Below are 13,618 nucleotides of genomic sequence, written 5' to 3'. Positions count from 1 at the left end.
GGGGGAGCGGGGACCGCGCGGCCCCGGCACGCCAGGGCCGCGTGTACAGGCGCCGTGCGGCAGGTGAGGCCCGCGCGGCACGTACCGTCGTACACCGGCCGGGCCGGCGGGCCGGTGTACGACGGCGCCCGCGGCGGAGCGGGGCCCGGGCCGGGGAGGAGGACCATGGACGTCCGGCAGTTGGAGTACTTCCTGGCGATCGTCGACCGCGGCGGCTTCCACCGGGCCGCCTCGGCGCTGTACGTGTCGCAGCCGTCGCTGTCCCAGGCCGTACGGGCGCTGGAGCGCGACCTGGGGGCGGAGCTGTTCCACCGCGTCGGCCGCCGGGCGGTGCTGACGGAGGCGGGGCGGGCGCTGATCGAGCCCGCCCGCGCGGCCGTACGGAGCCTCGGGACCGCGCGGGCGAGCGTGGCGGCGGTGCGCGAGCTGCGCGAGGGGCGCCTGGACGTCGCGTCGATGCCGTCGCAGGCGGTGGAGCCGCTCACCACCCTGATCCGGGCCTTCAGCGGGCGGTACCCCGGCGTCACGGTGGCGGTCAAGGCGGTCTTCACCGCGCGCGACGTGATCGACGCGGTGCGGACCGGGGCCGTGGAACTGGGCCTGCTCGCCTCGGCGGAGCCCGTACCGGACAGGGAGGTCACCGCCCACCCGCTGGGCGAGCAGCGCTTCGTCCTGGTGGTGCCGCCCGGCGGTCCCTTCGCAGGCCGCGACTCCGTCGCCTGCGAGGAGCTGACGGGACAGCGCCTCATCGTGGGACAGCCCGGGACGGGGATGCGGGCCTACGTCGACGCCCTGCGGGACCGGGGCGTCGACTTCACCGTCGCGGCCGAGACGGAGCACCGGGTGTCGCTGCTGCCGCTGGTCCTCGCCGGGGTCGGGCTCGCGGTCGTCACGGAGTCCTGGCGCGAGACCGCCCGGCACACCGGGGCCCGGGTCCTCGACATCGAACCCGCGACCGCGCTGCACGTGGCCCTGGTGAGCCGCCGCGGCGGGCTGTCCCCGGCGGCTGCCGCGTTCTGGTCGGTGGCCGGGGAGTGGGAGCGCGCTGAGGGAGCGGGGCGGCCGTAGGGCGCGAAGGGGCTGAGGGGCGCGGCCCGTGCCCGCCGTCCGCCCGTGCGGGGCACGCCCCGGCAGTGGGGACGTACCCGCTGATAGCCGGGCCCTATCAGGCAGATCCGCTTTCCGTCTTGGACGCCGCCACCGGCGCGTTGCTGCAATCGACGGCATGACGAACCACCGCATCGCCCTGATACCCGGCGACGGCATCGGCCCCGAAGTGCTCCCCGCCGCGCGGCGGGTGCTCGACCGCCTCGGCCCCCGGCACGGCTTCAGCCTGTCGTACACCTCCTACGACGACTGGTCGTGCGAGCGCCATCTGCGCGAGGGCGCCATGATGCCCGCGGACGGCCTCGACCAGCTCCGCGACAAGGACGCCATCCTGCTGGGTGCGGTGGGGCACCCCGGCGTGCCCGACCACGTCTCGCTGTGGGGGCTGCTGATCCCGATCCGCCGCGGCTTCCGGCAGTACGTCAACCTCCGGCCCATCCGCGTCTTCGACGGCGTCGAAAGCCCGGTGCGGGGCGCGCGGCCCGGCGAGGTCGACCTCGTCGTGGTCCGGGAGAACGTGGAGGGCGAGTACAGCCAGTCCGGCGGACGGCTGCACAGCGGGTCGCCGGAGGAGATGGCCGTCCAGGAAGCCGTGTTCACGCGGACCGGCGTCACCCGCGTCCTGGACTACGCCTTCCGGCTCGCCGCGCGCCGCGGCGGCCGGCTGACCTCCGCGACGAAGTCGAACGGCATCGTGCACACCATGCCGTTCTGGGACGAGCTCGTCGCCGCGCGGGCGGCGCGCTTCCCGGGGGTCGACTGGGACCAGGAGCACATCGACGCCCTCGCGGCGAAGTTCGTCCTCGACCCGGCCGGCTTCGACGTCGTGGTCGCCTCCAACCTCTTCGGCGACATCCTCAGCGACCTCGCCGCCGCCGTGGCCGGGTCCATCGGCATCGCCCCGGCGGCCAACCTCAACCCCGAGCGGGAGTTCCCCTCGATGTTCGAGCCGGTGCACGGCTCCGCGCCCGACATCGCCGGGCAGGGCGTCGCCAACCCGATCGGCGCGATCTGGTCCGCGGCGCTGATGCTCGACCACCTCGGTCACCCGGCCGCCGCCAAGGACGTCACCGACGCGATCGCCACCGTCCTGGCCAAGACGGACGTCCGCACCCGGGACCTGGGGGGCACCGCCACCACCGCCGACTTCACGGAGACCCTGCTCGGGCTGCTCTGAGCGCCGGGCGGTCGGGGCGCCACCGCTCTCCGCGCCCGGCCCGGCTGCATGCCGCGCCCCTCGGGGGAGGTACGCGCCCTCGGCGGAGGCCCGCGCTCCAGGCGGAGGCCCGCGCTCTCGGCGGAGGCATGCGCCCTCGGCTAAGGTCCGCGCCTCCTCAGGCGGAGGCTCGCGCCTCCTCAGGCCAGGGGCCCGCGCCTCCTCGGGCCGGGGCCCGCGCCTCCCTCTTCCCGGCCGTGCCCCGTTCCCCCGACGAGGAGAAACGCCATGGCAGCACCCGCACCTCCCGCACCCTCCGGGGCCGGAACCGGCCGGAAGCGCTGGTACCGACAGCTCTACGTCCAGGTCCTGGCCGCCATCGTCGCCGGGGTGCTCACCGGCTGGCTGTGGCCCTCGGCCGGTGCCGCCCTGGAACCGGTCGGCACCACCTTCGTCGCCGCGATCAAGATGCTCATCACGCCGATCGTCTTCCTGACCGTCGTGGCGGGCATCGGCGGTGTCGACAGCCTCGGCCGGGTCGGCCGCGTCGGCCTGAAGTCCCTGCTCTACTTCCAGGCCGGCACCCTGGCCGCGCTGCTCCTCGGGCTGATCGCCGTGAACGTCTTCCGGCCCGGCGCCGGTGTCCACGCGGACCCCGCGGACCTCCGCCTGGAGGGCGACGCCGGACAGTACGTCAAGGACGGCGAGAATCAGGGCTGGTGGCACTTCCTCACCGACGCCGTGCCCACCAGCGCCGTCGGCGCCTTCGCCGAGGGCGACATCCTCCAGGTCATCTTCCTCTCGGTGCTCTTCGGCATCGCCCTGAAGGCCGTCGGCCCCCTCGGCGAACCGCTCGTCGACGGCGTCCAGCGGCTCACCGCCGTGGTCTTCCAGGTGCTGCACCTGGTGATGCTGGCCGCCCCCGTCGGCGCCTTCGGCGCCATGGCGTACACCGTCGGCCGGTACGGGATCTCCACCCTCACCAGCCTGGGCCGGCTCGTCGGGCTGTTCTACGGCACGTCCGCGTTCTTCGTCGTGGTCGTCCTCGGCGGCGTGACCGCGGCCCTGCGCATCAACATCTTCCGGCTGCTCGGCCATCTGCGCGAGGAGTTCGTCCTGGTCCTCGGCACCTCGTCGTCCGAGAGCGCGCTGCCCCGCCTGATGGTGAAGCTCGAAGGGCTCGGCATCCGCCGCGACATCGTCCGGCTCACCGTCCCCACCGGCTACTCCTTCAACCTCGACGGCAGCTCCCTCTACCTCTCCCTCGCCGCCGTCTACATCGCCCAGGCCACCGACACCCCGCTCTCCCTCGGCCAGCAACTCGGCCTGCTGGCCGTCATGATCCTCACCTCGAAAGGGTCGGGCGGCGTCACCGGAGCGGGCTTCATCGCCCTGGCCGCCACCCTCTCCACCGTCGGCACCGTCCCCGCCGCGGGCATCATGCTCGTCTTCGGCGTCGACAAGTTCATGTCCGAGTGCCGCGCCCTGACCAACCTCGCGGGCAACAGCGTCGCCACCCTCGTCGTCGCCCGCTGGGAGAACGCCCTCGACGCCACCCACGTCAACGAGACCTTGCGCGCCCGCCCGCCTCGCCCTCGCCGTCCTTGGCCCCGCCTCCAGGTGCGCCCGCGCTCCGAGCAGGACGAACCCCAGGAAGACCTCAAACAGGCAGGCACGTGACCCGCGATGTCGCAGGCCGGCGCGAGCTCCCGCCGCCACCGCCCCGGCGCACACGTATCGGCGTGCGGGTACGGACCCCGCGTCCCCGGCCCGCGGGTGTTCCGGCCGGCGCCGTCCTACCGCACAAGGGTGTACAGAACCGAACGCCGCTGCTTGTGGCGCTGGATGCGGCCCTTGGCCACCAGGGATTCGAGGGTGTTCCGCACCACCTGCGGTGTCGGCCTGCGGCTCGGGTGCTTGGTCATGAGTTCGTCCCGCAGGTCCTTCGCCGCGCGCGGTGTGTCGTGGCCGGCGAGCAGCTCCGTCAGGAGGTCGCCGAGCAGCGGTCCGCGCGACGCGCCCTGCGCGCCGGTCCTCGTCGCGGGCTTCGCGGCGGCCTTGGCGGGAGCCGGTGTGCTCGGTGGCGTGCGCCGGGTGGCCGGCGCGGCATCGCCGTCCCGTTGCGCCCGGGTGCGCGCGGGCTCGTCCTGGGCCTGCTCCGGCAGGCGCGAGGTGTCCGCGAAACCCTCGTAGCGCTCGGCGAGTTCGAGGATGTCCGTCAGCAGGGTCTCCTCCTGCTTGAGGATGTCGATCCTCTTCGCCAGCTCCTCCTGACGCCTGCGGTTCTCCTCCAGGTCCGACGCGACCTGCTCCACGTACCGCGACCGGAGCCTGGCCGCTGACTGGCTGCTCACAACCCTGCACTCCCTTGATGGACGGTGCTGCGCATGGTACTCACGCCGAGGCGCCGAGCGCGTACACCTTTCACCATAGGCGCACATGTGTCCCAGTGCATACATGTGACCGCGCCGGGGACCGAGCTGGCGGGCGGGGGACGTGTGAACAGTCGCGTCGCCCCGGCTCCGCGGGCCGCTCAGGTCCGCGCGGCGGGCGCGGTCCTCTTCCGTGCGCGGTAGGCGGCGGCCTTGATCTTGTTGCCGCAGGACTCCATCCCGCACCACTGGCGCCGCATGCCGCGGGAGCGGTCGATGTAGATCCGCGTGCACTCCGGGTTGCCGCACTCCTTCAACAGGGGGACGTCCGGACCGCTGAGCAGTTCGACGGCCTGGCGGGCGACGGTCGCCAGGGCCTGTGCGGGCGTCGCCTCGTTGTGCCGCCCGGCCAAGGTGAGCTGCGGCGTCACGGGCGTGCCGCGGGCGGCGCCGTTCAGCACGGCGAGGGCCTCGCGGTCGAAGGGTTCGCCGAGGCGGCGGTTGGTGACGAGCCGGTAGACGGCCTCCCGCACGGTCCGCGCCGCCCGGACGTCCTCCTCGTCGCCGGGCGTGATGGTGTCCACCAGACCGGACTCCAGGTACCAGGCATTCAGCCGCTCCGGCGACACGAACATCTCGAACCGCACCGTGCGCCGCGCCCGGAGCGTCGCCGCGAAGTCGAGAGCCGGGTGTCCGCATACGAATACATGGTCGAGGTTCACATCACCATCCTGACAGGTGACTGCCGGGAGCCGCAATGATCGACCGGCGGCCCGGGCCCCCGGACCCGGCCCGCCGGCTACGCGCCACCAGCCGGTGCGCGGCTGCCGGACGCCCCGGCGCCCCGTCCGGTCAGGGCCGCCGGCGCGCCGCCACCTCGTCCGCCCGCCGCTCCAGGCGGAGCTCGCGGCCCTGCCACCGCCGGCGCAGCCAGCGGTCGTGGCTCGCGACGACGACCGCGCCCGGGCCCGGGCCGAGGGCCTCCTCCAGCTCGTCGCACAGGAGTGGGGAGAGGTGGTTGGTGGGCTCGTCGAGCAACAGGAGGTGGGGCGGGCGGGCCATCAGCAGCGCCAGGGCGAGCCGCCGCCGCTGCCCCACGGACAGACGGCCGACAGGCGTGTCCAGGTCCGTCCGGTGCAGCAGACCGAGCGAGCTCAGCGGCACCCTCTCGGCCACCTCCGGGCCCAGCGTCAGCGCGTAGGTGTCGACGACCGTGCGCTCGGGCCTGTCGAACACGGTGTCCTGGGCGAGCAGCCCCACCGTCAGGCCGGCCCGCCCGCGCACCTCGCCCTCGGCGTCGAGCCGCCCGGCGAGCACGGTGAGGAGCGTCGACTTGCCCGCGCCGTTGGCTCCCGTGACCAGCAGCCGGTCGTCCGCCGCCACCTCCAGGTCCGGCAGTGCGAGCCGGCCCGGCACCCGTACGTCCCGCAAGGAGACCAGGGGCCCCGGGCCCTCATCCGCCGCGGCGGCCGGTGCGGCGACCGCGAACCGCAGCGGTGCGGGAGGCTCGGCGACCCGCGTCCGCTCCAGCTCCTCGAGGCGGCGAGCGGCGTCGCGCACCCGGCGGGAGACCTGGCTCTGCACCCGGCCCGCCCGGTGGCCGTAGCCCATCTTCTCGTTGTCGCTCCGCCCCCGGTCCGGCGCGACCCGGTGCGCGGTCACGCCCGCCGCGTGCCGCAGGGCGTCGAGCTGCTCCTGCTCCTCGGCGTACCGGCGCTCCCAGCGGTCCCGCTCGGCGCGCCGGTGGGCCACGTAGGCGCTGTAGCCGCCGCCGTGGCGGACCGGTCCTCCCACCGCCGGGTCGAGGTCGACCAGATCGGTGCAGACGGCGTCGAGGAACGCCCGGTCGTGGCTGGCGGCCATCACGGTGCCGGGCAGCTCCCGGAGCCGCTGCTCCAGGAAGGCCGCGGCGTCGTCGTCGAGGTGGTTGGTCGGCTCGTCGAGCAGCAGGGCCGTCGGCCGCCGGACGAGCAGCGCGGCCAGGGCGAGCCTGCCGCGCTGCCCGCCGGAGAGCGAGCCGAGCGTACGGTCGTGCCCCAGCCCCGCCAGGCCGAGCCCGTCGAGGGCCAGCGCGGCGCGGCGGTCGGCGTCCCAGGCCTCGCGGTCCTGGGCCTGCTCCAGGCGGCCGCCGTACGCGGCGAGGAGTTCCTGGTGACGGGCGGAGCCCTCGGGGACGCGGGCGAGTTCCTCGCCGAGCCGTTCGAGCTCCGCGAGGTCCTCGCGGGCCTCACGCAGCGCCTGGTCGAGCACCTCGGCGAGGGTGGCACCGGCGTCGAACGGTGTCTCCTGGTGCAGGAAACCGAGGTCGCGTGGGCGCGACACGGTCCCCGCGTCGGGTTCGTCGACACCGGCGAGGACCCGGAGCAAGGTGGACTTGCCGACGCCGTTCTCCCCGATCAGACCGATGCGGCGGCCGGGGGCCGCGGTCAGGGAGACGCCGTCGAGGACACGTCGGCCGCCGAGGTCACGGACGACGTCATGGGCGAGCAGAGCGGGCTGGGGCACGGAACATCCGTTCAGGTGTGGGCGGTGGACGGCCCGCCGGGCGCACGGCCTCGGCGCGGGCCACGGCACACGTGCGGCTCACACCTCGGGGGCGCCGGTCTCCTCGAGCACCCCGTCGGCGAGCCGCAGCCAGCGGTTCACCCCGATCTCGGCGAGGAACCGTTCGTCGTGGCTGATCACGATGAAGGCGCCCCGGTAGGAGTGCAGCGCGCTCTCCAACTGGCCCGCGCTGACCAGGTCCAGGTTGTTGGTCGGCTCGTCGAGCAGGAGCAGGTGCGGCGCCGGTTCGGCGCACAGGACGCAGGCCAGGGTGGCGCGCAGCCGCTCGCCGCCGGAGAGCACCCCGACGGGGAGGTGCGCCCGCGGCCCCCGGAAGAGGAAGCGGGCGAGCAGGTTCATCCGCTCCGCCTCCGGCCGCTCGGGGGCGAACGCGGCGAAGTTCTCCGCCACGGTGCGGTCCAGGTCGAGCAGGTCGAGGCGCTGCGAGAGATACGCGACGCGGCCCTCGCCGCGCCTGATCCCGCCGCCGTCGGGGGCGAGGTCACCGTTGACCAGCCGCAGCAGGGTGGTCTTGCCCGCGCCGTTGGGCCCGGTCAGCGCGATGCGTTCGGGCCCTCGGACGTGCAGACCGACGCCGCCGTCGGCGAACACCGGCCGGCCCGCGTGGTGAACCTGCATCCCCTCGCCGAGGAAGAGGGTGCGCCCGGCGGGCACCTCGGTGTCGGGCAGCTCCAGGGTGATGCGCTGCTCGTCGCGCAGCGCGCGCCCGGCTTCGTCGAGCCGGGCCTTGGCCTCGCTGACCCGGGCCGCGTGCACCTGCCCGGACCTGCCCGCCGACTCCTGCGCTCCGCGCTTCATGTTCCCGGCGAAGATGCGGGGCAGACCGGCGTTCTTGAGGTTGCGGGCGGCGTTGCTCTGGCGGCGTTCGGCGCGCTCGCGGGCCTGCTGCAGCTCCCGCTTCTCGCGCTTCAGCTCCTGTTCGGCGCTGCGTACGTTCTTCTCGGCGGCCTCCCGCTCGGCCCGTACGGCCTCCTCGTACGCGGTGAAATTGCCGCCGTACAGGCGCAGTTCGTCGCCGCGCAGCTCGGCGACGCGGTCCATGCGGTCGAGCAGCGCGCGGTCGTGGCTGACCAGCAGCAGACAGCCGTGGAAGTCCGCCAGGACGTCGTAGAGCCGGTGCCTGGCCGCCAGGTCCAGGTTGTTGGTCGGCTCGTCGAGCAGCAGCACGTCGGGGCGCTTGAGCAACTGGGCGGCGAGGCCGAGGGAGACGACCTGGCCCCCGCTGAGCGTGGCCAGGCGGCGGTCCAGGGCGAGAGCGCCCAGGCCGAGGCGGTCGAGCTGGGCGCGGGTGCGCTCCTCGATGTCCCAGTCGTCGCCGATGGTGGCGAAGTGCTCCTCGCTCACGTCGCCGGACTCGACGGCGTCGAGGGCGCGGATCACCGCGGCGACACCGAGCACCTCGGCGACCGTGAGGTCGCCGGTCAGGGGCAGGCTCTGCGGGAGGTGGCCGAGGGTGCCGCTGACCGTCACCGAGCCGGTGGCGGGCGTGAGTTCGCCGGTGATCAGCTTGAGCAGGGTGCTCTTTCCGGCACCGTTGGGGGCGACCAGGCCGGTACGGCCGGTGGTCACGGTGAAGGACAGGTCGTCGAAGACGGGAGTGTCGTCGGGCCAGGCGAAGGAGACGTGCGAGCAGACGACAGCGGCGTCGGACATGGAGGTGACCTCGGGAGATCGCGGGCAGACAGAGCTCTGCCCTGGCAGCGTGCGGGGAAAGGGGTACGACGAAGGCGGCCACGGCGGCGGTGCTTCGGCAGCACCGTCCGACGGCCGGTCACATCCGGATCTCACCCGGAGATGTCGTCTTCACCCACCACGTCTGCGACTCCTCGATCAAAGGGATCAGGTCCCGGACAGCGTAGCAGGTGTCTCGCGGCCGGGCCGGTGCGGACGGCGGGGAGCGGCAGTCAGGTGTCGAGAACTCAGGGGGAGCGGTTACACGACACGTTTCGAACAATGGCCGAACCATGTGCGGTCGCGCCGATGCGCGTTGACGGGCCGTGGAAACCCGTGCCAGCATCGTCACCCACTGAACTGGTCACGCGTTCGCAGGGACGCGACACACTCACACGTGTGATCTGATGTCCGGCCGACGGCATGTACGCCGGGCCGACGTGCGCGCCCTCCGCGCGCCCCTCCGCGGCGCTCGCCCCACCACAGGAAGTGAGACAGACAGTTGTCCATACGCACGCCGGGACGAGGGTCCCGGCACAGACCGAACCGCTGGCGGACGGGCGCCGTGGCGCAGATCCTCTGCGTGGCCCTGCTGGCGTCGCTCGTCACGCTGTTCACGCCCGCTGTGGCGGCACAGGCACTCGAACCCGTCGGCGAATCGGCCGTCACGTTCAACATGCAGGGCGGCACCTCGTGGCACGACGTGAGGACGAAGCTGGTCCCCAACGCCGACGTCGTGGCCCTCCAGGAAGCCACGACACCCCCAGCGAAGAACGTGGAGGCCTTCACGGACAAGGCCAGGCTGATCACCGACAACCTCGACGACACCACGAAGACACCCGGGGGCTATCCCAGCCTGAAGTACCGGCTGTACGCGAAGGAGTGGGGCGGGCAGGGTTCACGGCAGCCGGACGGGGTCCTGCTCTACCTGAAGATCCTGGACAAGCCGGCCTGGGGCGCCGACCCCGGGACGACCGCTCCGGGCAGCACTCCCGGCACCGACCCCGACGACGAGGAGGAGAAGGACGAGGGTGACCCCACGAAGCCGGCTCCGACGCGCAACAGTGCGAAGTCCATGGCGATATGGCTGCGCAAGGTGCCCAAGGACCTCGGCGACCTCCGGGCCCGCGTCAAGATCTTCCCGGCCGAGGACGCGAAGAACAAGTGGATCAGGTCCCGCCCCGCGTTCGGCGTGGAGGTCGGCGGCACCTGGTACTTCAACATCCACGCCGCGTCGATCCGCACCAACAACAAGCCCAACCCGCACACCACGGCCCTGATCGACACGATCACCCGGCAGATGACCGGCAAGCGGTGGCGGGCCCTGGGCGACTTCAACAGCCTGGCCGGCACCAGCCGGAGCCAGTTCCCCCATACGTTCTACGCGGCGCAGGACGGGAAGCCGGGCGGCCCGCCCGCCGAGACGCAGCAGTCCCACTACGCGCTCGACTACATGATCGCCAGTGATCAGCTCGAGAACCTCGTGGTCACGCGGAGCGAGCAGAGGGGCGAATCCGACCACTGGCCCGTGCGGTTCGCCCCGGTGGGCGGCGCCAACTGCAACACCTCGTGGAAGTTCTCCTACGCGACCACCTACAACCCGAAGACGGCGCGCGTCGCACGGGCCGCCGGGGACGCCTGCGGCCCACCCCCCGCCGTCGTCTCCATGGGCGACAGCTACATCTCCGGCGAGGGCGGACGCTGGGCCGGCAACGCCCCCGCCTCCGCGACCGGCTCGGCATGGGGCACCGACCGGGCCGCGGTGAACTGCAACGGCGAGGAGAGCGTCTGCGACCACGACCCGGCCAAGGTCTACGGCGACACGTCGTACGACAAGGGCGGCAGCGCCTGCGACCGGTCGGACTCCGCCGAGATCAAGGGCCTGCGGTACGAGGACGTACCGGGGGAGCGGCGGTTCAACATCGCCTGCTCCGGCGCGACGACGGACAACGTCACCACGACCGGGTACAAGGGGCAGCGGCCGCAGGTCGAGGACCTGCGGGACATCGCGCGGGACAACGACGTACGGCTCGTCGTCCTCTCGGTCGGCGGCAACGACCTGAAGTTCGCCGACATCCTCCAGGACTGCGTCAAGGCGTACTTCTCCCCGTCACTGTTCAACAAGGGGTGCCGCGGAGCCAAGGAGAAGGAGTTCGCCGACGGCCTCGGCCCGGTGCGGGCCAAGGTGGTGCGGACGGTCGAGGCCATCCGCGCGACGCTGCGCGAGGCGGGCCAGGAGGACGGCACGTACCAGATCGTGCTCCAGTCCTACCCGAACCCCCTGCCCCTGGGCCGCGACTACCGCGACCCGGAGAACGCGCCCGTGCCGCCCGCGAACTACAGCCGGTACCTGAGCGGCGGCTGTCCCTTCCTGGACGCGGACAGCGACTGGGCGCACTCCTCCGTGGTGCCGCGCATCAGCGCCATGCTGCGCGGCGCCGCCGACGAGGCCGGGGTCTCCTTCCTGGACCTCCAGGACGCGTTCGCCGGACACGAGCTGTGCAGCAGGACGACGCGGCAGGCCGGCAAGAGCCACACGCTCTCGTCGCCGCTCGGCGCCGAGCACGCCGAGTGGGTGCGCTGGGTGCCGTACGTGGTCGAAGGCCTCAAGGACCTGCCGTGGCAGGCCCAGGGCAACCAGCAGGAAGCCGTGCACCCCAACCACTACGGTCAGCGTGCCCTGGCCGCCTGCCTGACGAAGATCGCGGAGCGGCTCGGCGACTCCCCGGTGGTCTCGTCCTGCGCGGGCAAGGCGTCCGCCGCGCCCGGGGACGTCGACGGGACCGTGGACACCACGACAGTGCTGAGCAGGAGCAACCGGCGCGCCCCCGTCGCCGGGCTGCCCGACTGGAGCCGGGCCGGCTACCGCGCCGGGGAGCCGCTGCCCGGCGCCGCCGCCCGCAACCCCGACCCCACCTGCCACCTCACCCCGTCCGCGCTGGAGCAGAAGTTCGCGGTGCGGCCCGACGACGGACAGGACGACACCGCCGGTCTGCAGCGCGCCATCGACCAGATCCGCACCTCCTGCACGCCCGGCGCGCACCCCGGGAAGCTGTCGGTGATCGAACTGCCCAAGGGTGTGCTCGACGTCAGCAAGCAGCTAGCCGTCGACGCCTCCCACCTGGTGATCCGGGGACAGGGCTCGGACCCGGCGAACGGCTCACGGATCGTCTTCCGCCCCGACGAGAACACCCGCTACGACAAGCTGACGGAGAAGGGCGAGCGCTGGAACCAGGGCGCCATGACCCACAAGTGCGCGTTCACGACGGGCAACAACGTCGGCACGGGCGGCTGGATCTGGCCGGGGCGCGGACTGTTCCGGGTGCAGACCCGGGAGGTCGCCGAGAAGTACCACAAGATCTGCGGCTACCCCGACAAGATCCCGGAGAACCGCCGCGACCTCTTCGAGGGCTCCGTCAACCAGCACTGGGAGTCGGGAGTCGCCGTGGCCGGCGCCTCGGGCGACGCCGACTACGCGGCACGCCGGGGCGACCGGACCATCCAGCTCAACACCAAGGCGAAGATGGAGGACTTCAAGCCCGGCGGCGACCTGTGGGTGGGCGCGGCCAACAGCCTGAAGTTCTACCAGGCGCAGCAGGTCGCCGGAGCGGCGGCCGACGACGGCAGGCTGGAGAACCTGCACATGCGCCAGCAGATGTTCACCATCACCTCCGTGGACGCCGCCGAGCACACCGTCACGATCGACAAGCCGCTGGAGTTCGACGTCCCGGTCGACTCCACCTCCGACGGCTCCCCGCCGCTCGGCGTCGGCGGCAAGCCCTACGCCAGCAAGGTCACGGCCCTGAAGACGATCACCGACGTGGGGTTCGAGGACTTCTCCTTCACCCAGGACGTGAACGGACTGCCCAAGTTCGACGGCGGCACGTACCGGCTCACCCCCGCGCAAGCGGTGCACAACTACGGCAACATGGCACCCGAGTACGCCATGCACGGCATCGTCTTCAAATGGGCGACCGACTCCTGGGTGCGCGGGGTGCGCGCGGACATGGTCGGCTCGCACCCGGTCGTCACCGAGACGGCCAGGAACATCCAGATCGAGCGCAACGTCTTCGACGGCTCCTGGAACAAGGGCAAGGGCGGCAACGGCTACCTGCGCGGCTCCCGCGTCTGGGACTCGCTGTACGCCTTCAACACCAGCCGCAACCTGCGGCACTTCACCTTCCAGTGGTCGGCCTCCGGCAACGTCGCCCTCGGCAACGACTTCGACTCCGACCTGAACCTGCACGGCGGCTGGGAGCGCCGCAACCTGTTCGAGAACAACACGGTGCGCGTGCCCCACAACCACTCCTCCAGCGAGTGCGAGACCAACTGCGGCGGCGAGGGCGGGAACGGCGACAAGGGCACCTGGTGGCCCGTCTACTGGGCCGCCGGCAGCAAGGGCATCGGCTGGTCCGGCTCCAGCGGCCCGCAGAACGTCTTCTTCCGCAACACCCTGGCGAAACAGACGGCTCCAGGAGGACCCTACGAGCCGTACCGGCCCTACGCCGACACCTCCAGGGTGTACCAGTTCGGGTCCGCCGACGGGGACGCGAGCGCCTTCCAGCACCTGCGGACCGGGAGCGGCCCCATCCAGGACTGGGCGGACAACGAGCGCAACGACTACAGCCACGGGGACGGCGTCAACGCCACCAGGACGGACCCCGGTTCCTCACTGTTCCTGCGCGACTACCACTCCTGAACCCCGCTTCCCGGGCCGTGCACGCCCGGCCCCCCGACGATGAGGAGA

At 72.7% G+C, this 13,618-nt stretch carries 8 protein-coding genes; 4 read left to right on the top strand and 4 right to left on the bottom strand.

The features are described 5' to 3' along the window. Positions 1 to 165: 165 nt before the first annotated feature. From IE330_RS15585 to dctA, 3 genes are all read left to right on the top strand, one after another. Positions 166 to 1,068 (top strand): LysR family transcriptional regulator, encoded by a 903-nt coding sequence (locus tag IE330_RS15585; protein WP_190136601.1) that lies wholly within the window; start codon positions 166 to 168, stop codon positions 1,066 to 1,068. A gap of 157 nt (positions 1,069 to 1,225) precedes the next feature. After that, positions 1,226 to 2,284 carry a tartrate dehydrogenase gene (locus IE330_RS15580; protein ID WP_190136600.1) on the top strand — a complete coding sequence of 353 codons (1,059 nt, stop codon included), beginning with the start codon at positions 1,226 to 1,228 and terminating at the stop codon, positions 2,282 to 2,284. Positions 2,285 to 2,551: 267 nt separating this feature from the next. Continuing rightward, positions 2,552 to 3,943 carry a C4-dicarboxylate transporter DctA gene (dctA, locus tag IE330_RS15575; RefSeq protein WP_190136599.1) on the top strand — a complete coding sequence of 464 codons (1,392 nt, stop codon included), beginning with the start codon at positions 2,552 to 2,554 and terminating at the stop codon, positions 3,941 to 3,943. Positions 3,944 to 4,059: 116 nt separating this feature from the next. On the opposite strand, the gene IE330_RS15570 is transcribed toward dctA, so the two are convergent. The 4 genes from IE330_RS15570 to IE330_RS15555 form a co-directional block, all read right to left on the bottom strand. Continuing rightward, the gene (locus IE330_RS15570; RefSeq protein WP_190136598.1) at positions 4,060 to 4,617 is read right to left on the bottom strand and encodes a hypothetical protein; all 558 of its coding nucleotides are present in this window, start codon (positions 4,615 to 4,617) and stop codon (positions 4,060 to 4,062) included. A gap of 179 nt (positions 4,618 to 4,796) precedes the next feature. Further along, on the bottom strand, positions 4,797 to 5,357 hold the full coding sequence (locus IE330_RS15565) for a CGNR zinc finger domain-containing protein (protein WP_190136597.1): 561 nt from the start codon (positions 5,355 to 5,357) through the stop codon (positions 4,797 to 4,799). A gap of 130 nt (positions 5,358 to 5,487) precedes the next feature. Beyond that, positions 5,488 to 7,140: an ABC-F family ATP-binding cassette domain-containing protein gene (locus IE330_RS15560; protein ID WP_190136596.1), complete on the bottom strand. Its 1,653-nt coding sequence runs from the start codon at positions 7,138 to 7,140 to the stop codon at positions 5,488 to 5,490. Between the two features lie 78 nt (positions 7,141 to 7,218). Next, positions 7,219 to 8,853, bottom strand: coding sequence for an ABC-F family ATP-binding cassette domain-containing protein (locus IE330_RS15555; RefSeq protein WP_190136595.1), 1,635 nt, complete (start codon positions 8,851 to 8,853; stop codon positions 7,219 to 7,221). Between the two features lie 583 nt (positions 8,854 to 9,436). On the opposite strand from IE330_RS15555, the gene IE330_RS15550 reads away from it, so the two are divergent. Beyond that, positions 9,437 to 13,570, top strand: a complete 4,134-nt coding sequence (locus tag IE330_RS15550) for a GDSL-type esterase/lipase family protein (RefSeq protein ID WP_190136594.1) — start codon at positions 9,437 to 9,439, stop codon at positions 13,568 to 13,570. The last annotated feature ends 48 nt before the right edge of the window (positions 13,571 to 13,618 follow it).

The sequence above is a fragment of the Streptomyces longispororuber genome, from assembly GCF_014656095.1.
Lineage (GTDB): Bacteria > Actinomycetota > Actinomycetes > Streptomycetales > Streptomycetaceae > Streptomyces > Streptomyces longispororuber.
Note: the sequence above shows the minus strand (reverse complement) of the source record. Positions and strands in the feature narration are given on the sequence as shown.